We start from the raw sequence: 17,721 nt of genomic DNA, 5'->3' as shown, positions 1-17,721 counted from the left end.
GGATGCCTCTCCCCGCCGAGTCTGCGTTCTTCCTTCATGAGCCAGGAAATCTCTACATGTCTTCTCGTCCTGCCCGCGCAGAGTGGCTTGCCCGCCCGTCGCTTGTCCGTCTGCGTGCCGACCACGCGTCACTTGCCAAGCTCTCTTCGCCGCATCGCCGCTTGTCGCCGCGCACCCGCCTGAGCCTGGCCTTGCGTGTGGCCTTGCCCGTGGTCATGCTGGCCGCGCCGTGGTCGTCGGCAGTGCAGGCCCAAGCCCAAGCCCAGCCCCAATCCCAATCCCAACCGACAGCGCCCCTGCGCCAATCGATCACGTTTGATATCCCGCCCGGCCCGCTGGGCGCGGCCCTCGGCGCGTTCGGCATGCAGGCCGGCGTCATGGTGGCGTCTGACCCGGCGCTGGCGGCGGGCGCGCGCACCGGTGGCGTGTCCGGCACGTACCCGGTGGACGCGGCGCTGGCCCAATTGCTGGCCGGCACCGGCTTGCAGGCCGTTGCCCGGGCCGAAGGCGGATACCGCTTGCAGCAGGCGCCGGCCGCCGGGCAGGCCGCGACGCTGGCGCCGGTAACGGTCACGGGCAGCTACAACCCCACCACCGACGGCACCGGCTCGTATACCTCGCCCGCCATCACCATCGGCAAGACCACGCAGGCGCTCAAGGACATTCCGCAATCGGTCACCGTGCTGACGCGCCAGCGCATGGACGATCAGCTCATGACCAGCCTGCCCGACGCCGTCAACAACACGGCCGGCATGGTGGGCGTGCAAGGCGTGGGGCCGGGCGTGTCGATCAATGCACGCGGCTTTCCGGTGGACCAGCTGCAATACGACGGCGTGGCCCTGCTGCGCAACAGCTACAGCCTGGGCAACTGGGAGCAGGATTCGCTGGTGTTCTACGACCGCGTGGAAATCCTGCGCGGCGCGGCCGGCCTGCTGCAAGGCGCGGGCAGCCCTGGCGGCGCGATCAACCTGGTGCGCAAGCGCGGCGGCGCCGAACCGTCGGTGGTGCTGTCGGGCAAGGCCGGCTCGTGGGACCACTACGGCCTGACGCTGGACGCGGGCGGCCCGCTGAACGACGCGGGCACGCTGCGCGGCCGGGTCGTGGTCGATGAAGACCAAAGCCATTCCTACATCGACTACGTGTGGGACAAGACGCGCAACCTGTATGCCGCGCTGGACTTCGACGTGACCGAAGACACCACGGTGGGTATCGGCATCAGCAACCGCTACAGCCGTTCGCGCCCGATGATCGTGGGCTACCCACGCTATGCGGACGGCGGCGACATCGACCTGCCGCGTTCCACCTTTACCGGCTCTACGTGGAACCGCGCCAAGAACGACCAGACCATCTTCAACGCCGACGTCACGCATCGCTTCAACGACGCCTGGCGCTTCCGCCTGGCCGGCGTGGCCATGAACGAAAAGAACACGACAGTGCACCAACGCGTGGCGGGCGAAGTGCAGCCCGACGGCAGCGGCTTGTCCTACGGCAACTTCGGTGTGGATTTCGCCAGCAAGCAGCGCGGGATGGACATGTCGGTCAGCGGCAACTTCACGGCGCTGGGCATGGAGCAGGAAGTGGTGCTGGGCGCCAACTATTCCAAGCTGACCACGCAGGACCGCTTCACGCGCGCCTGGCAAACGGGCGGCAATATCTTTGACATCGATAACCATCGCCCCTGGCAGGACATCGATTCCATCGTCGAGGCCAGCGGCTACGATTCGCGCAGCGCCTACGACATCCGCCAGAAGGGCATCTACGGCACCTGGCGTGTGAAGCCCACCGAGTCCCTGGCGCTGATCGGCGGCGGCCGGGTTGGCTGGTTCGACTATTCCTACACCGGCTCCGGCAGCACTTCCACGTCCAACACATCGGGCAAGTTCATTCCCTATGCCGGCATCGTCTATTCGCTGACGGATAACTGGTCGGCCTACACCAGCTACACCACGGTGTTCGAACCGCAAACCCAACGCAGTCTGGACGGCAGCCTGCTCAAGCCCATCGAAGGTAACAACTACGAAGTGGGCATCAAGGGCGAACTGGCCGACGGCCGCGTCAACACCCTGCTGGCGCTGTTCCGCTACGACCACAAGAACCGCGCCGTCAATGACTACGACGCCGGCTTCGCGTGCGACGGCTGGTACTGCTCGCGCGCGTCGGGCAAGGTGCGCAGCCAGGGCGTGGAAGCGGAAGTGTCGGGTGAAGTGGTCAAGGGCCTGGAGCTGTATGCGGGCTACACCTACAACACCACCAAGTACCTGGAAGACCCCGACAACAAAGGCCAGGTCTTCAACACCTGGACGCCCAAGCACATGCTGCGCCTGTGGGCCAACTACAAGCTGCCGGGCATGATGAACCGCCTGAGCGTGGGCGCGGGCGTCAACACGCAAACCGCCACCATCAGCTCGGACCGCGAATTCAAGTTGGCCGGCTTTACCGTCTGGAACGCGCGCGTGGGCTATCAGGCCACGCCGGAACTCAGCATCGGCCTGAACGTCAACAACGTGTTCGACAAGAAGTACTACGTGCCGTCGTACAACACGCTGGGCGGCAACAACTACTACGGCCAGCCGCGCAACTTCATGCTGACGTTCCGCTACGCACCCAAGCTATAAGGAGGCGGGCGCCCGGCTAAGCCCCCATCAGCAGGTGCACCTTGCGCGCCAGCTCGTCCAGCGCGAAAGGCTTGGGCAGGGTGGGGACGCCGGCTTCGGCCAGCGTCTGCGAGCCGGACCCCGTAATGAACAGCACCTTCAGCGCGGGCCGCAACAGCCGGCCCGCGTCAACGACCTGGCGGCCATCCATGCGGCCGGGCAGGCCCAGATCGCAGATCAGCAGATCAATCTGGCCCGGGGCCGACAAGGCGCGCAGCGCGCTGGCCCCGTCGGTGGCCTGGATCACGGCATAACCCAGTTCGGCCAGCGTTTCCACCATGACGGCGCGTACCGCGGTGTCGTCTTCGGCGATCAATACGGTCGCGCCCGCGGCGGCGCGCGGCGGTTCCAGGCGCGCCGCCAACTCCATCGGCGTCAGCGCACCGTCGAAACGCGGGAAGTACAGGCTCATCGCCGTGCCTTCGCCCGGGCGCGATACAACCTGCACCTGACCGCCGGACTGCCGCACAAAGCCATACATCATCGACAAGCCCAGGCCGGTGCCTTCGCCGGGCGATTTGGTGGTGTAGAAGGGTTCGAAAATGCGCTGCACGGTTTGCGGCGTCATGCCGCAGCCGGTGTCCGTGACGGTCAGGCGCAGGTAGTCGCCCGGGGGCAGGTCGCGTTCGCGCGCGGCCCCGGCGTCCAGTGCGACCTTGGCCGTCTCGATGCCCAGCCGCCCCTGTCCTTGCATGGCGTCGCGCGCGTTCAGGCACAGGTTGAGCAGGGCGTTTTCGAATTGGTGCGGGTCAACCCAGGCGGGCCAAAGCCGTGGTTCGCAGGCCAGGTCCAGCGCAATCCCCGGCCCCACGCTGCGGCGCACCAGGTCTTCCATGCCGTGCACCAGGTGGTTGATGTCCACCGCTTGCGGCGACAGCGGCTGATTGCGCGAGAACACCAGCAGCCGGTGGGTCAGGGCGGCGGCCTTTTCCGTGCCGCGCTGCGCGACGTCAATGTGGCGTTCCAGCTCGTCCAGACGCTGCTGCGCAAGACGCAGTCGGATCAGCTCAAGGCTGCCCGCGATGCCCATCAGCAAGTTGTTGAAATCGTGCGCCAGCCCGCCCGCCAGTTGGCCCACGGCTTCCATCTTCTGGCTTTGGCGCAGCGTGTCTTCGGCCTGCCGCAAGGCTTCCGCCTGCGCGCGTTCGGCTTGCACCCGCGACGTGGTTTCGATGACGGTGTCCATCATGCCGACCACCACCCCATGCTCATCGCGCACCGGGCTGTAGCAAAAGGTGAAGGTGGCTTCTTCGGCTTGGCCAAACCGCTGGATGACCACCGGGTAGTCTTCGATGAAGGTGGCCTCGCCCGCGAACGCGCGGTCGGCGATGGGGCCGATCATGGGCCAGGCCTCGCTCCAGACATCGCTGAAAGGACGGCCCAGCGCTTCGGGCTTGGCGCCCAGAATCGGCCGGAAGGCGTCGTTGTAGAGGGTGATGAGTTCGCGGCCCCAGACCAGACAGCACGGAAAGCGGGACGACATCACCATGCCGACGGCCACGCATAAAGAGGGGGGCCAGGCGGCCAAGGGGCCGAGCGGCGTGGCGGCCCAATCGTAGGCCGCTACCCGTTTGCCCATCTCGCCGCCGCCAGCAAGAAAAGAGGGCTCGAAAGGTGGGTTCTGCATGGCGACGTCTAGGGTGGGATAGGGGCTTGAGAGGTGCTTGATTCTATCCGAGCGCCTCTATGAAGTTAAGCGATACGACGGGCCGGACAGCAGGGCGCCAACGGCATGCGGCGCAGGCTGGAAGCCAGCAGGAAAAAAAGAATAAAATAAAAATCGTTCCCATTTACGATATTGCGTCAGGTGCGTCTTGTCTGCCTCCGAATCCCCTACCGCCGAGTCCGTCACGAAGCTCTATCGTGACCACCACGGCTGGCTGTCGATGTGGTTGCGCAAGAAGCTGGGCAACTCGTTTGACGCCGCCGACCTGGCGCACGATACCTTCGTACGCTTGATCAGCGCGCGTCGCCAGGATGCGGGACCCGAACCGCGGGCCCTGCTGACCCACATCGCCAAAGGCCTGGTCGTGGACCACTGGCGCCGCCGCGCGCTGGAAGACGCTTATCTGGCCGCCATTGCCCATCTGCCCGCTCGCGAGGCGCCGTCGCCCGAAGTGCGTGCGCAAATTCTTGAGACCCTGCACGCCATCGACGCCACCTTGCGGACCCTGCCCGCAAAGACCCGCAATATCTTCCTGCTGTCGCAGTTCGAGGGCATGGCGTATGCCGACATCGCGATGCGGGAACGGGTGTCGCTGGCCACCGTCAAGCGCCATATGCAGCGTGCATTGACGGCCTGCCTGATTGCCTACCAGGTGCACGCGGCATGAGCGGCGCCATGGACTCCGCCATCGATCCCGTCATCCTGGAACAGGCAGCCGGCTGGCTGGTGCGCTTTCAATCCGAATCCTTGTCCGCCGCCGACCGCGCGGACTTCGACCGCTGGCGCACCCGCAGCGCGGCGCATGGCGCGGCCTGGACGCGGGTGGAAGCCATGTTGCGCGGCTTTGGGCAGGTGCCGCCCGAGGTCGTGCGCGATACCTTGCGCCGGGCCGATCAGCATTGCAGCCGCGTCGGCCGCCGACAAGCCGTGCGGGCGCTGGGCGCGTTGCTGGTGCTGGGGCCGGCGGCGCTGGCCGCTTGGCGCACGCTGCCCTGGCGCGAATGGGCGGCAGACGCGCGCACCGCCACGGGCGAACGGCGGCAGATGGATCTGGCCGACGGCACGCACCTGCTGCTGAACACGGCCAGCGCGGTCGATATCGAATACACCCCCAGCGCGCGCGTGCTGTGGCTGCGCGCGGGCGAGATCCTGCTGACTACCGGCCGGGATCCTTCGCCCGTGTATCGGCCCTTTATCGTGCGCACCTCGCAAGGGACGATACGCGCGCTGGGCACCCGCTTCATGGTGCGCGACGATGGCGGCAGCATCCGCGTGGCCGTCTTCGAAGGCGCCGTCCAGATTCAGCCGCAAGACGCGGGCGTTGCCGCCGTGACCCTTCCCGCCGGACAGCACACGGTGTTCACCGCGAGCGCCGTGCAAGCCTTGTCGACGGTGGACGCTGCATCAGCGTCGTGGGAGCAGGGCATGCTGGCCGTGCGCAATTGGCGCTTGGCTGACCTGGCGGATGAGTTGGGCCGTTATCGCCGGGGCGTGTTGCGTTGCGATCCGGCGGTGGCCGGGCTGCGCGTATCGGGCGCGTTCCCGCTGGCCGATATCGACGGCAGTCTGCGCCTGCTGGAAAAAACGTTGCCGGTACGCATCAGCCGCGTGACGCCCTACTGGACCACGATCGCGCCCCGCGCGGACGTTACAAATTAATCGCCTTCTGATTGAGCCTTTTCTGCGCCTCGTCCGGTGTACCGGGTGAATCGTCGCGACACGCGAGCCACCCCGTCCCCTACGAAGGATCGTTTCATGGTTTCCCGAAATTCCCGTTCGCAGCGCCTGCCCCGTGGCGCGGCCACCCTGTCGCCCCGGGCGGCAATGAGGCAGGCCGCCGGCATCAGCGTGATGCTATTGGCCGTGGCGGGCGCGCCCGCGCCGGCCACCGCGGCCGAAGCCGCGGGCGCGTCGGCCGCCGCCGATGGGCGCAAGCCCTACGCCATCGGCCCAGGCCCATTGGGCGATGTGCTGGCGCAATTCGCGGCGGCGGCGGGCGTGCCGCTGTCGTTTGACCCCGCGTTGCTGGCGGGTCAGCGCAGTGAAGGCCTGTCCGGGTCGTATACCGTGCAGGAAGGGTTCGCGCGCTTGCTGGGCGGCTCCGGCTACGCCGTGGCGGAACAAGGCGCGGGCGCATATTCCTTGCAGAAGCTGCCCCAGGCAGACGGCGGCGTGGCCACGCTGCTGCCCAGCATCACGGTGGCGGGATTGGGCATTAGCGCGTCCAGCTTGCCGCCGGAATTCGCGGGCGGGCAGGTGGCGCGAGGCGGCCGCATGGGTTTCCTGGGCAATCGCGACGTCATGGACACGCCGTTCAACATCACCAGCTACACCTCGGAATTGCTGGCCAACCGCCAGGCGGTGACCTTGGCCGACGCGCTGAACGCCGAGCCGTCCGTGCGTTTTACCGGACAGATCGGCGGCGTGACCGATTCGTTCTATATCCGCGGCTTTCCCATCGGCGAAGGCAACCTGGGCGAAATCGCGTTCGACGGCGTGTATGGCGTGGCGCCGAACTACCACGTCTTTACCGACTACATCGAACGTGTGGAAGTCCTGAAAGGGCCCGCCGCCTTGCTGTATGGCATGTCGCCCAACAGCGGCGTGGGCGGGGTGATCAACATGGTGCCCAAGCGTTCGCTGCCGCAAGACCTGACGCGGCTGTCCGCCGACTATGTGGGCAGCTCGCAGTTTGGCGGTCGGGTAGACCTGAGCCGGCGCTTCGGCAATGACGGTGAATGGGGCGTGCGCATCAACGGCATGCATCGTCAGGGCGACACGCCGCTGGACAATCTGTATTCGCGCACCGACATCGGCGCCTTGTCGCTGGACTACCAGGGCGAACGCCTGCGTGCGTCGCTGGATCTGTTGACGCAGCACGAAAAAGTGGATGCGCCTACGCGCCCCTTCCTGGTGGCTGCGGGCATTGACGTGCCGCGCGCCGCCGATGGCCGCCGCAACGCCACGCAGCCCTGGGGCTGGTGGAAGTCCGACGGCCAGTCGGCGCTGCTGCGCGTGGAATACGACATCAGCGACCGCCTGACCGTGTTCGCCGATGCCGGCGGCTCGGACACGGATGTGTCGCGTCTGTCGGATCAGACGCCCACCATCGTGAACGGCGCGGGCGACACGGTGGTGACGCCAAACAACTTCCGCTTCAAGGTGGAACGCAGCACGTACAACGCCGGCCTGCGCGCCAAGCTGGACACGGGGCCCGTGCGCCACGCCATCAGCGTCATGGGCAGTCTGTACAGCGACCGCAACTCGCAGGCCAGCGTGTCGGGCACGCCGCTTACGTCCAACATCTATCACCCCATTACGCGTCCCGAGCAGCACATCCCCGCGCCGCGCAACGTGCCCAAGGTATCGTCGTCGGACCTGTCCGGCGTGGCGCTGGCGGACACGATGAGCATCCTGGACGAACGCGCGCAACTGACGCTGGGCCTGCGCCAGCAGCGTATCGAATCGCGCAACTTCAATGCGGTGACGGGCGTGCGCACCGTCAGCTACGACGAAAGCGCCACCACCCCGCTGGCTGGCCTGGTCGTCAAACCGTGGAGCCATGTGTCGCTGTACGCCAATTACATCGAAGGGCTGAGCAAAGGCGACGTGGCGCCCGCCACGGCGTCCAACGCCGGGCAGGTGTTCAAGCCCTACAAGGCCCGCCAGAAGGAAGTGGGCGTGAAGATGGAATTCGACAGCGCGATGCTGAGCGTCAGCGCCTTTGAAATCACCAAGCCCAGCGGTCAGTTGACCAACGGCGTGTACGGCGCGGACAGCGAACAGCGCAACCGAGGCCTGGAAATGAACCTGTCCGGCGAGCCGCTGCGCGGCCTGCGCCTGTTGGGGGGCGTGACCTGGCTGGACGCCGAACTCACGCGCACCAACAGCGCCGCCACGCTGGGCAATCAGCCGGTGGGCGTGCCCAGGTTCTCGGCCAACCTCAGCGCCGAATGGGACACGCCGTGGGTGGCGGGCCTGACGCTGACGGGCGGCATGGTCTACACCGGGCGCGAGTACATCAATCAGGCCAACACGCAATCGGTGCCGTCATGGACCACCTTCGATCTGGGCGCGCGCTACGCCACCCGCATCCAGGGCAAGGACGTGACCTTGCGGGCCAACCTCGTCAACGTGACCAACCGCGCGTACTGGTCCGGCGTGGCGTCCTACGGCACGATCTCGCAAGGCGTGCCGCGCACGCTGATGCTGTCGGCGTCGATGGATTTCTGACCGAACGCGCACGTAGGATGGGTGCAGCGCGCAAACGCCAAGGCAAGAACCCCAACCCCGAACGCGCGTAACCCATCAAGCACCGGTGCCCGTACGGCAATTTCCGTTATGGCATCACGACCGTCCGATGGGTTGCGCGCGTTCGAGCTTGGTCTTCTTCTATCGTTCACCTCGCGCTTCACCCATCCTACGAGGCGTCGACAGGTGCGGCGACGGAAGCATCAGGGACCGTTGGCTCGCCACCGGTCCCCATGAAGCACGTAGGATGGGTGAAGCGCGCAAACGCCAAGGCAAGAACCCCAACCCCGAACGCGCGCAACCCATCAAGCGCCGGTGACCGTATGGCAATTTCCGCCACGGCACAACGACCGACCAAAGACCAACGGCCGTCCCACCGGCCCATCAAGACCCATCGTGCAGCAGCAGTTCCAGCCCCACACGCTGGCCGGCGCGCACTCGGCTGATCGCATGCCGCGCGGTCACCCGATAGATGTTATCGATGCCTCGCACCGGTCGGTGCGACACCGCAATCACCGCCGCGTCGCCGCATTGCAAGGGCAGCACCATGGGGCGTGACTGCATGCGGGGCCGCTGTTCTGTCATGACGAATTCGCCGCCGGCAAATGCCGTTTCCGGATCCGACAACAGGGCGACAAGCTGCAAGGGAAATACGGCATCGCCGTCCGCGTGCTGCGTCAGCGGCAGATAGTCGTCCTGCCCCAAGCGCCGGATAGCGGACAAGGGGCGGGTCTGGCCGGCGTCGCGGTTGTGCTGCATCCAGGTGGCAAAGTCATCCGGATACGCCGCGTCTGGTTGCAGCGCGCGCGCCCAGGCCCGGGCAATGGGCAGCAGGCGGCGGTACAAGGCGGGCCGCAGCGCTTCAAGCCTGTCCGCGCTGTTGGCTTGCGCGAGCTGGCGCGCGGCATCTGGCGGAAAAAGGCCGGGCAGCAGCGCCCAGCCTTCGGTATCCAGCTGATGGCCGATGAGCGTCCAGTCGTAGTGGTCCAGCGGCAGGAGCAAGAGGGAAGTCATGGCGGAAAGGGCGGCGTATCGGGTGGTCAGCGTGTTGGTCGGTCAGCATAAGCCCGCGCGCACGGGCCGGTCACTCCGAAGCTTGCGGCCAGGGCGGGCCGTCAGGCTGGCCCCATGCCATGAAGTATGCTTACCCGCTTCATGAACCAGACTTCCGCTGCCCGCCCCATGACTGATTTTCCCTTTGACGCCGTGTTGTTCGATTGTGACGGCGTGCTGGTTGATTCCGAACCCATCACCAGCCACGTGTTGGCCCAGATGCTGAACGAACTGGGTTGGGACATCACCCACGAAGAAACCATGCGCGTCTTCACGGGCAAGGCCGTCAAGGACGAACTGCAGATGATCGAAGCGCGCACTGGCGCCAAGCTGGGGCCGGACTGGTTCGGCGAATTCCGTCAGCGCCGCAACGCCGCGCTGGACCGCGAACTGCTTGAAATTCCCGGCGCGCCCGACGCGGTGCGTGCCCTGCACCGCACGCTGGACGGCCGCATTGCCGTGGCCTCCGGCGCCGACCGTCACAAGGTGGAACTGCAATTGGCAAAGGTCGGCATTGCCGAATGCTTCGGCGGACGCGTCTTCAGCGGCCACGAGATGCCGCGCAGCAAGCCGTTTCCGGACGTGTACCTGGCCGCCGCGCAAGCGCTGGGCGTGGACCCCAAGCGTTGCGCCGTCGTCGAAGACACGGTCACCGGGGCGACGGCCGGGGTGGCGGCGGGCGCCACCGTGTTCGGCTACAGCCCCGACGCCAACGGCCACAGCGGCGCCGAGGCGTTGCGCAATGTGGGCGTGGCCCACGTGTTCACCAGCATGGAGCAACTGCCCGCATTGTTGGCCGGCTGGCAAGCCGCCGGGCGCTGATGCACCAGGCCGGTCGGGGCTCCGGCCCCAACTCCAGCCGCTACATTACTTCGCGTACTGCTCGCCGCCGTCCAGGTCGATGACGGTGCCGCTCAGGTACGCGGCGCGCGGCGACGCGCCGAACACAATCATGTCGGCCACTTCGGCCGGTTCCATCAGCCGATTGAAGGGCAGGTCTGACAAGGTTTCCTGCCACCGGCTTTCATCGCCCCAACGTGCCTGCGCGCGTTGCCGGGCCAGCGTCAGCACGCGGTCGGTTCGTGTGCGCGAGGGGTTGACGCCAAAGACGCGCACGCCGTGGCGGGGCGCCTCGCCCCCCAGGGCGCGGGTAAACGCAATCAATGAGGCATTGGCCGCCGCGCCGCAGATGTAGTCCGCGCGCGGCGCCGCGCCCGCCATGCCGATGATGTTGGCGATGACGCCCGCGCCCGCGTCGCGCATGTGCGGGTAGTAGCAGCGCGCCAGGCTGATGTAGCCGTGTACCTTCAGTTCCCAGCCCGCGCGCCAGCGTTCGTCTTGCACCTGGTCCAGCGCGCCGCCAGGCACCGCGCCCGCGTTGTTGACCAATATGTCGATGGGCCCGGTTTCCTTTGCCAGCTTTTCCGCCGCGCCAGGCAGGGCCAGATCCAGCGTGATGGCGTGCGCCTCGCGGCCGCTTTGCTCGCGGATGGCGGCCGTGGCGTGATGCAGCGCCGCGTCGTCGCGCGCCACCAGAATGGGGGCCGCGCCTTCGCGCGCAAAGGCCACGGCGCAGGCCAGGCCGATGCCCTTGGATGCGCCCGTGATCAGTACGCGCTTTCCGTCCAACTGCAAGTCCATGTTCGGCTCCTGTGGATACACGCCCGCACGCGCGGGGCATGCCTTGCTTGTAAACCAGTTGGGCGGCCGGTGCCAGTGCGCGGGCATGGCGCGGGCGTGTGCGCGCCTGCTATGCTCGTTCACCCATTCCCTTCAACCCGTGCCCTGTAGGATACGTTCAGATGGCGGAAATCTGGTTCGAAATCTGGTCCACCGTGCGTAGCGAATTCGCCGATATTCCCGATGTCGGCGAAGCCACGCGTATTGTGTTGCGCTTGGGCATGGCGGTGATACTGGGTGGCATGCTGGGCTTCGAGCGCGAGCGCAGCGGCAAGGCCGCGGGCCTGCGCACCCATATGCTGGTGGCGCTGGGCGCGGCCATTTTCGTGCTGGTGCCCTTGCAGGGCGGCATGGAAGTCGCTGACCTTAGCCGGGTGCTGCAGGGAGTGATCGCCGGCATCGGCTTTCTGGGCGCCGGCGCCATCATCAAGCTCAGCGACGAACGCGAGATTCACGGGCTGACCACTTCGGCCAGCATCTGGATGACCGCCGCCATCGGCGTGGCGGCCGGCATGGGCCGCGAGGCCACGGCGCTGGTCAGCACCTTGCTGGCGTTGTTCGTGCTGGCGGTGCTGCGCCGCGTTGAAGCGCGCATTGCCGACGGCCCGGAGAACAAGGGCGTCATTGCCACCGACGACAAACCCCGCGGCAACGGCTGAGCCTCGGCAGGTAGGTAGGCAAGCAGGCAGGCAAGCAAGCAAGCCGGGCTGGCTGCCCCCTGTGCCACCCCTTCGGCAGCCCCTCCTGTTACTCCTCCAGCGATCCGTTCAACTGCCACCGGACACGTCGATGAACGAGCCGCTGGTATAGCCGGCTTCTTCAGAAAACAGCCACATGACGGCGCCCGCCACTTCTTCCACCGAGCCGCCGCGCCGCAGCGGGATCACGCTTTTCAGGCGGTCGACCCGGCCCGGCTCGCCGCCGCTTGCGTGCATGTCGGTGTAGATGGTGCCCGGGCGCACGCCGTTCACGCGGATGCCTTCGGGCGCCACCTCTTTGGACAGGCCGATGGTCATCGTGTCCAGCGCCCCCTTGGACGCTGCATAGTCCACGTATTCATTGGGTGAGCCCAGGCGCGCCGCCGCCGACGACACGTTGACGATGGCGCCGCCCTGGCCGCCATGGCGCGGCGACATCCGGCGCACGGCCTCGCGGGCGCACAGGAACGCGCCGATCACGTTGGTGGACAGCACGCGCATCAGGCGGTCGGCTTCCATCTGGTCCAGGCGCATCTGCGTTTCCAGGATGCCGGCATTGTTCACCAGGGCATCGATGCGGCCCAGGCGCTCGTCCAGCGTGCGGAACATGCGCAGCACGTCCTCTTCTTGCGACACGTCGGCCTGAATGGCCAGCGCGGCGCCGCCCGCCTGCTGGATCTCGGCGACCACGGCGTCGGCGGCATCAGAGTGGGTGCGGTAGTTGATGCCAACGGCGTAGCCGCGGCGCGCGGCCAGCTTGGCGACGGCGGCGCCGATGCCACGGCTGCCTCCGGTTACGAGCATGACTTTGGGCATGGTGTCCTCCTGGGGGGAATTTACGGTAGCAGAATCAAGGCGGTCAGATCCAGACATCGTTTGGCGCTTGGCGCTCGCCGCCCTGGTCGCCCGTATTGGGCACGCCGCAGGGTTCAACCAGCATCAGATGCGCTTCTTCGACGGCACAGGGCTTGTGCTCCACGCCCTTGGGAATGACGGCCATTTCGCCAGGCCCCAGGTCGATGTGGCCGTCGCGCAGGTCGATGCGCAATCGGCCGCTGATCACGATGAAGGTTTCGTCGGTGTCGGCGTGGCTGTGCCAGACGAAGTCGCCTTGCACCTTGACCACCTTGAATTGGTAGTCGTTCATCTGCGCGATGACCTTGGGGCGCCAGTGTTCGGAAAACAGCGCAAGCTTGCTGGCGATATTGATGGCGGAAATGGGGGGCATGGGGGAACCTGGACAAGAAGACAGGCGTACAGCGTAGGGCGCACCGGGGCTCTGCGTCTTGTACGTTCTTGCAGGTTTTGGTGGGCGGGTGCGGGCTAGGCGTGCAGCATGCGCCGCCACCGGTCGGGCGGCATGCCGTAGGTCTGGACATGGCGGCGGGTCAGGTGGCTTTGGTCGGTGAAGCCGGCATGGGCCGCGGCGTCGGCCAAGGCCATGCCGGTGGCGATAAGCCGGCGTGCCAGGTCCAGCCGGCGCAACATCACATAGCGATAGGGGCTGGTGCCGTAGAGCGCGCGGAAATCGCGCGACAGGCTCCAACGGTCTGTCCCGGCCGCCGCCGCCAACGCGTCCAAGGTGATCGTTGTGTCCAGCGAGGCATGGATGTAATGCCGGGCGCGTTCGGCGGCCACGTAGTCGGCGGTGCGCCCGCGGTGGGGCCGGCCCGCCGCGGCGCAAAGCGCATGGGCCAGGTCGTACAGCGCGTCGTCTTCCAGTAGCGGGTCCAGCGCGTCCTGCGTGTTCTGCAACAAGGCGCCGCTGGCGGCGTGCAGCCGGGCGTCGCCAGAGAGGCCGCCCGCAATGAACGGCAGCGGCCGGCCCCCCAGAATCTGCTGGATCAGCGCGGGTTCGACGTAGATCATGCGGTAGTGGAAGCCGGCCTCGGTGCCGGCCTGGCCGTCGTGCGGCTCGTCGGGGTGCAGCACGATAGTGCCGCCGGGCAGGCTGTGGCGGAAGTCCCGGCGGTAATGAAAGCTCTGCACGCCCGACAAGGTGCGCCCGATGGCGTAGGTGTCATGGCGGTGCATGTCGTAGCCATGACCGCCGAAATAGGCTTCGATGCGCTCCACGTGGCCGGAGGTGGCCGCGCGGAGAATCCAGTCCTGTTTCGACTTGGCCAGGGTCATGGCGGTCTTGCGGGTGCCAGGAGCGCTAGGGGCGCTTCATTTGCACCAGTATGAATTCATTGCCGTACAGGTCAATGAAGTGGGCATAAATGGTGGTGTCGTCATGGACGGGCTCCTTGGTGAAGCGCACCCCGCGCGCGGTGAAGCTGCTGTGGTCGCGCATGACGTCGTCGGTGTAGAACACCCCCACCGGCTGGCCGCCGGTCTGGTCGCCGACGCGGTCGCGCTGCGCCTGGGTCATGGCTTGCAGCAGCCAGACGCCCACGGCGGGCTGGGACGGCAGGCGCAGGTGCACGTAGCGCTGCTGGCCCACGGGCATATCTGCGAACACCTCCATGCCCAGCTTGTCTTGATAGAAGGAAATGGCGGTGTCGTAGTCGTTCACAAGAAGGACGAGACGGCCCAGCGAATGCATGTCAGGACTCTCTTTGAGGTTAAGCGTGCGGCTATGCTAACCCGACCGGGGCGCTTTTCCCTCAATTGGCCCTGTGCAGTGGTTGTGAGGCGTGCGCGCGTCGGGTGGGTCGCCCGGCTCAGCCCGCCTTGCGCAGGGTGAAATTGATCCGCTGGCTGCCCTGCCGCGAGTGGGGCGCGTCCTTCATCGGCATCACGCCGTGATAGCGCAGCCGGTCCACCCCGCCCCAGACGACAACGTCGCCATGAAACAAGGGCACCCGCGCCGCCGGGTCCGGGCGCGCGTGGCCGCCGAACAGGAACAGGGCGGGCATGCCCAGCGACACCGACACGATAGGGGCGTCGTAATCGCGTTCGTTCTTGTCCTGGTGCAGTGACAGGCGCGAGCCGGGTTCGTAGCGGTTCACCAGGCAGGCATCGGGCGTGAAACCGGGAAAACCCGCCTCGGCGGCGGCGGCCTGGGCCAGTTGCAGAAAGGCGTCGGGCAGATCGGGCCAGGGTTGGCCGGACAACGGATCGATGCGTGTATACCGGTAGCCCTGCGCGTCCGACGCCCAGCCCAGCGGCCCGCAATTGGTCAGCGCCACCGACATGGTGTAGCCGCCCGGCGTGTGCATGTGCCGAAACGGCGACTGCGCGGCCACCGCGTCCACCCCTTGCAGCAACGCATCGGCATAGGGCAGTGCAAATCCGCGCAGCACGTAAGACTGGGGGCCGATCTGCTCGCGGCCATGCTGGGCGGTGTCTTCATCATTGAACAGGTTCAGCGTCATGGATTTTCGGCTACTGCGCGTCGTGGAAGATCAGGCCCAGCGTATGGCGCCGGCCGCTGCGCAGGGCGCTCACCCCGTGCCGCATCGCCACCTTGCGCCAACTGCGCGTACCCGGCACGGGCCGCTGGTTCACGGTGAAGATCAGCGCGTCGCCTTGTTGCAGCGGCAGCACATCGGCGCGCTGCTCGCGGCTGCTCGTTTCCAGCATGACGAATTCACCGCCCGTGAAATCCACGCCCGGGCGCGACAACAGCACCGCCACTTGCAGGGGAAACACATGTTCGCCGTACAGGTCCTGATGCAGGCAGTTGTAGTCGCCGGGGCCGTATTGCAGGATCAAGGGTGTGGGCCGCCGTTGCCCCGCGTCGTGGCAGCGTTGCAGGAAGGCGGCGTGATCGTCGGGGTATTGCACGGCAAAGCCCATCTGCCGGTTCCAGCGGTTGGCAACCGGCGCCAGGCGAGGGTACAGCGCCGTGCGCAGCGCCTGCAGCAAGGGCGGCAGCGGGTAGGCAAAGTACTGATATTCGCCGCGCCCAAAGCCATGTCGCGCCATCACGATACGGCTGCGGTAGCGGTCCGTGGCGCAATAGGCATCAGCCAGCTCGGCACATTGGGCAGGAGTCAACAGGGCGGGCAGAATCGCATGGCCGTGCGCGTCCAGGGACTGCGTGATGGCGGTCCAGTCCAGGTCGGGCAAAGCAGGGTGGGGCGGGGCGGTCATGGCGGGCAGGGGGCAGAAACGCAGGGGCAGCAATGCAGGAGCAGCAAAACGGGGTTCAAAACAACCAGTCTACGTCCGACGCCTTGCCGGTGAACTCCGCTTGTTGCGGCGGCGTCACAGCATGGATTCCAGCGGCAACAGCGACACGAACCACACCGAGAACCGCTTCCACACCGACGTGCCCGGCTCGGTATCATGCCGCAGCGTCTTGCCGTCGCGCTGTTCCAGCCAGTACAAGCCGCCCTGGTCGTCCAGGCATACACGGTATGCCACCTTGGGAACCTCGTCTTCAAAGGCGTCGGCAATACGGCCCGCCAGCGTCGGGCTGTCGATCACAAAGCCCAGTTCGGTGTTCAGCCTGGCCGATCGCGGATCAAAGTTGAACGAGCCGACAAAGATGCGTTGCCCGTCCACCGCAAAGGTCTTGGCGTGCAGGCTGGAGCCCGAACTGCCAAACGGCCCCATGCTTTTGTTGCGCGCGGCTCCGCCCGCTTTGCGCTTCATTTCATAGAGCTCGACGCCGCTGACCAGCAGGTCCTTGCGGCGCTTGGCGTAGCCGGAATGCACCACCGCCACGTCGGTCGCCTCCAGCGCATTGGTCAGCACCCGCACCTTCACCCCGTTTCGGGCCAGCTTCGCGAAGGACTGGGTGCCCTCGGCCGTTGGCACAAAATAGGGCGACACCAGTTCCATGTCTTGGGTGGGCGTGCCGATGATGTCGTAGAGCTGGTGCGGCAGCGTGGCCTCGCGCGGCGCGGTGCCCAGCGTCTTGCGCGGATCGTCGCTGACCATGCGGGTGTCGGCCCATTCCAGCTCCAGCTCGCCTTGCAACAGTTGCCGGATGAAGGGCAACTGCTTCAGGGCCTGGGCATACGTGGCGGCCTCGGGCGACCGTTCGACCTTGGCGGCCTGTTCCTCCAGCGCGTCCAGTTCGCCAGGCAGGGCCGGTTTCAGCAAGCGGTCCACGGGGTAGGCGGAATCGCTGGCCCAATAGCGGTCGAAGTCCGTCGACACATCATTCACCACCGCGCCAATCGCCAACACGTCCAGGTCGGTGAACAACACGCCGCTGCCCGCGCCAAAGTATTCGTCGCCGATATTGCGGCCGCCAATGATGGTGGCCTGGTTGTCGGCGGTGAACGACTTGTTGTGCATGCGCCGGTTCAAGCGGCTGAAATCCGTGAGGTAGCCCAAGGGCTTCGGCCAGCGCAGCGCAAAAGGGTTGTACAGCCGCACTTCAATATTGGGGTGCGTATCCAGCGCCGCCAGCACCTTGTCCAGGCCGGCCGTGCCGTTGTCGTCCAGCAGCAGGCGCACGCGCACGCCCCGGTCGGCTGCCTCGTGCAGTGTTTCCAGCAGCAGGGTGCCCGTCATGTCGTTGTGCCAGATGTAGTACTGCACATCCAGGCTGCGCTCGGCCGCGCGCGCCAGCATCATGCGGGCGGCAAAGGCGTCGTGGGCGTCGCTCAAGGGATGGATGCCGGATTTACCGGGGTGGGCTGCCGCTCGCGGCGCAATGCCGCGCCCCAACGGCGTGGCGAGCGACTCGTCAGGCGTCAAGGCCTGCGATTCGCTGCGCTTGTCCAGCGGCGGCAGGGCGCAGCCGCCCAAAAGCGATAGGCAAAGGAGAGACATGAGTAGGACTCTGGCCAAAGGCATGCCGTATTGTGCCGAAGTT

General features: G+C 66.5%; 16 protein-coding genes. 6 read left to right on the top strand and 10 right to left on the bottom strand.

What is annotated here, in order from left to right; all coding sequences use genetic code 11:
• Window positions 1–56: 56 nt before the first annotated feature.
• Window positions 57–2,615, top strand: coding sequence for a TonB-dependent siderophore receptor (locus tag ELS24_RS24700; RefSeq protein WP_127185606.1), 2,559 nt, complete (start codon window positions 57–59; stop codon window positions 2,613–2,615).
• 16 nt (window positions 2,616–2,631) lie between these two features.
• On the opposite strand, the gene ELS24_RS24695 is transcribed toward ELS24_RS24700, so the two are convergent.
• Window positions 2,632–4,281, bottom strand: a complete 1,650-nt coding sequence (locus ELS24_RS24695) for an ATP-binding protein (protein WP_083447573.1) — start codon at window positions 4,279–4,281, stop codon at window positions 2,632–2,634.
• A gap of 187 nt (window positions 4,282–4,468) precedes the next feature.
• Here ELS24_RS24695 and ELS24_RS24690 point away from each other — a divergent pair, with 187 nt between their 5' ends.
• The 3 genes from ELS24_RS24690 (at window position 4,469) to ELS24_RS24680 (ending at window position 8,553) form a co-directional block, all read left to right on the top strand.
• Complete coding sequence (locus ELS24_RS24690; protein WP_127185605.1) at window positions 4,469–4,987, top strand: sigma-70 family RNA polymerase sigma factor; 519 nt, start codon at window positions 4,469–4,471, stop codon at window positions 4,985–4,987.
• Window positions 4,988–4,995: 8 nt separating this feature from the next.
• Window positions 4,996–5,979, top strand: coding sequence for a FecR domain-containing protein (locus tag ELS24_RS24685; RefSeq protein WP_127185604.1), 984 nt, complete (start codon window positions 4,996–4,998; stop codon window positions 5,977–5,979).
• Window positions 5,980–6,075: 96 nt separating this feature from the next.
• Window positions 6,076–8,553, top strand: a complete 2,478-nt coding sequence (locus ELS24_RS24680; protein ID WP_127185603.1) for a TonB-dependent receptor — start codon at window positions 6,076–6,078, stop codon at window positions 8,551–8,553.
• A gap of 402 nt (window positions 8,554–8,955) precedes the next feature.
• On the opposite strand, the gene ELS24_RS24675 is transcribed toward ELS24_RS24680, so the two are convergent.
• Window positions 8,956–9,585, bottom strand: a complete 630-nt coding sequence (locus ELS24_RS24675; protein ID WP_127185602.1) for a 2OG-Fe(II) oxygenase — start codon at window positions 9,583–9,585, stop codon at window positions 8,956–8,958.
• A 168-nt stretch (window positions 9,586–9,753) separates the two neighbouring features.
• Between ELS24_RS24675 and ELS24_RS24670 the strand changes: the two genes are divergently transcribed.
• Window positions 9,754–10,446 (top strand): HAD family hydrolase, encoded by a 693-nt coding sequence (locus ELS24_RS24670; protein ID WP_127185601.1) that lies wholly within the window; start codon window positions 9,754–9,756, stop codon window positions 10,444–10,446.
• Between the two features lie 45 nt (window positions 10,447–10,491).
• On the opposite strand, the gene ELS24_RS24665 is transcribed toward ELS24_RS24670, so the two are convergent.
• Complete coding sequence (locus ELS24_RS24665; protein ID WP_127185600.1) at window positions 10,492–11,265, bottom strand: SDR family oxidoreductase; 774 nt, start codon at window positions 11,263–11,265, stop codon at window positions 10,492–10,494.
• A 161-nt stretch (window positions 11,266–11,426) separates the two neighbouring features.
• Between ELS24_RS24665 and ELS24_RS24660 the strand changes: the two genes are divergently transcribed.
• Window positions 11,427–11,963, top strand: coding sequence for an MgtC/SapB family protein (locus ELS24_RS24660; RefSeq protein WP_127185599.1), 537 nt, complete (start codon window positions 11,427–11,429; stop codon window positions 11,961–11,963).
• Window positions 11,964–12,071: 108 nt separating this feature from the next.
• Here ELS24_RS24660 and ELS24_RS24655 read toward each other — a convergent pair whose 3' ends face one another.
• From ELS24_RS24655 to ELS24_RS24625, 7 genes are all read right to left on the bottom strand, one after another.
• Window positions 12,072–12,818, bottom strand: a complete 747-nt coding sequence (locus ELS24_RS24655; protein WP_050450172.1) for an SDR family oxidoreductase — start codon at window positions 12,816–12,818, stop codon at window positions 12,072–12,074.
• A gap of 43 nt (window positions 12,819–12,861) precedes the next feature.
• Window positions 12,862–13,230: a cupin domain-containing protein gene (locus ELS24_RS24650; protein WP_050450173.1), complete on the bottom strand. Its 369-nt coding sequence runs from the start codon at window positions 13,228–13,230 to the stop codon at window positions 12,862–12,864.
• Between the two features lie 95 nt (window positions 13,231–13,325).
• The gene (locus ELS24_RS24645) at window positions 13,326–14,135 is read right to left on the bottom strand and encodes an AraC family transcriptional regulator (protein ID WP_127185598.1); all 810 of its coding nucleotides are present in this window, start codon (window positions 14,133–14,135) and stop codon (window positions 13,326–13,328) included.
• 25 nt (window positions 14,136–14,160) lie between these two features.
• A complete protein-coding gene (locus ELS24_RS24640; RefSeq protein ID WP_050450175.1) occupies window positions 14,161–14,550 on the bottom strand; it encodes a VOC family protein in 390 nt (129 codons plus the stop codon).
• Between the two features lie 118 nt (window positions 14,551–14,668).
• A complete protein-coding gene (alkB, locus tag ELS24_RS24635) occupies window positions 14,669–15,322 on the bottom strand; it encodes a DNA oxidative demethylase AlkB (protein WP_127185597.1) in 654 nt (217 codons plus the stop codon).
• A 10-nt stretch (window positions 15,323–15,332) separates the two neighbouring features.
• Window positions 15,333–16,043: a 2OG-Fe(II) oxygenase gene (locus ELS24_RS24630; RefSeq protein WP_050450182.1), complete on the bottom strand. Its 711-nt coding sequence runs from the start codon at window positions 16,041–16,043 to the stop codon at window positions 15,333–15,335.
• A 114-nt stretch (window positions 16,044–16,157) separates the two neighbouring features.
• The gene (locus ELS24_RS24625) at window positions 16,158–17,702 is read right to left on the bottom strand and encodes a phospholipase D family protein (RefSeq protein WP_127186452.1); all 1,545 of its coding nucleotides are present in this window, start codon (window positions 17,700–17,702) and stop codon (window positions 16,158–16,160) included.
• Window positions 17,703–17,721: the final 19 nt, after the last annotated feature.

Source organism: Achromobacter spanius (genome assembly GCF_003994415.1).
Taxonomy (GTDB): Bacteria; Pseudomonadota; Gammaproteobacteria; order Burkholderiales; family Burkholderiaceae_B; genus Achromobacter; species Achromobacter spanius_C.
This window is presented reverse-complemented; position numbering and strand designations above follow the sequence as displayed.

What these genes read in the sequence shown, in the direction of transcription:
- ELS24_RS24700 (WP_127185606.1), top strand. Translation starts at nt 57, where the DNA reads ATGTCTTCTCGTCCTGCCCGCGCAGAGTGGCTTGCCCGCCCGTCGCTT.
- ELS24_RS24695 (WP_083447573.1), bottom strand. Translation starts at nt 4,281, where the DNA reads ATGCAGAACCCACCTTTCGAGCCCTCTTTTCTTGCTGGCGGCGGCGAG.
- ELS24_RS24685 (WP_127185604.1), top strand. Translation starts at nt 4,996, where the DNA reads ATGGACTCCGCCATCGATCCCGTCATCCTGGAACAGGCAGCCGGCTGG.
- ELS24_RS24680 (WP_127185603.1), top strand. Translation starts at nt 6,076, where the DNA reads ATGGTTTCCCGAAATTCCCGTTCGCAGCGCCTGCCCCGTGGCGCGGCC.
- ELS24_RS24675 (WP_127185602.1), bottom strand. Translation starts at nt 9,585, where the DNA reads ATGACTTCCCTCTTGCTCCTGCCGCTGGACCACTACGACTGGACGCTC.
- ELS24_RS24670 (WP_127185601.1), top strand. Translation starts at nt 9,754, where the DNA reads ATGACTGATTTTCCCTTTGACGCCGTGTTGTTCGATTGTGACGGCGTG.
- ELS24_RS24665 (WP_127185600.1), bottom strand. Translation starts at nt 11,265, where the DNA reads ATGGACTTGCAGTTGGACGGAAAGCGCGTACTGATCACGGGCGCATCC.
- ELS24_RS24660 (WP_127185599.1), top strand. Translation starts at nt 11,427, where the DNA reads ATGGCGGAAATCTGGTTCGAAATCTGGTCCACCGTGCGTAGCGAATTC.
- ELS24_RS24655 (WP_050450172.1), bottom strand. Translation starts at nt 12,818, where the DNA reads ATGCCCAAAGTCATGCTCGTAACCGGAGGCAGCCGTGGCATCGGCGCC.
- ELS24_RS24650 (WP_050450173.1), bottom strand. Translation starts at nt 13,230, where the DNA reads ATGCCCCCCATTTCCGCCATCAATATCGCCAGCAAGCTTGCGCTGTTT.
- ELS24_RS24645 (WP_127185598.1), bottom strand. Translation starts at nt 14,135, where the DNA reads ATGACCCTGGCCAAGTCGAAACAGGACTGGATTCTCCGCGCGGCCACC.
- ELS24_RS24640 (WP_050450175.1), bottom strand. Translation starts at nt 14,550, where the DNA reads ATGCATTCGCTGGGCCGTCTCGTCCTTCTTGTGAACGACTACGACACC.
- alkB (WP_127185597.1), bottom strand. Translation starts at nt 15,322, where the DNA reads ATGACGCTGAACCTGTTCAATGATGAAGACACCGCCCAGCATGGCCGC.
- ELS24_RS24630 (WP_050450182.1), bottom strand. Translation starts at nt 16,043, where the DNA reads ATGACCGCCCCGCCCCACCCTGCTTTGCCCGACCTGGACTGGACCGCC.
- ELS24_RS24625 (WP_127186452.1), bottom strand. Translation starts at nt 17,702, where the DNA reads ATGCCTTTGGCCAGAGTCCTACTCATGTCTCTCCTTTGCCTATCGCTT.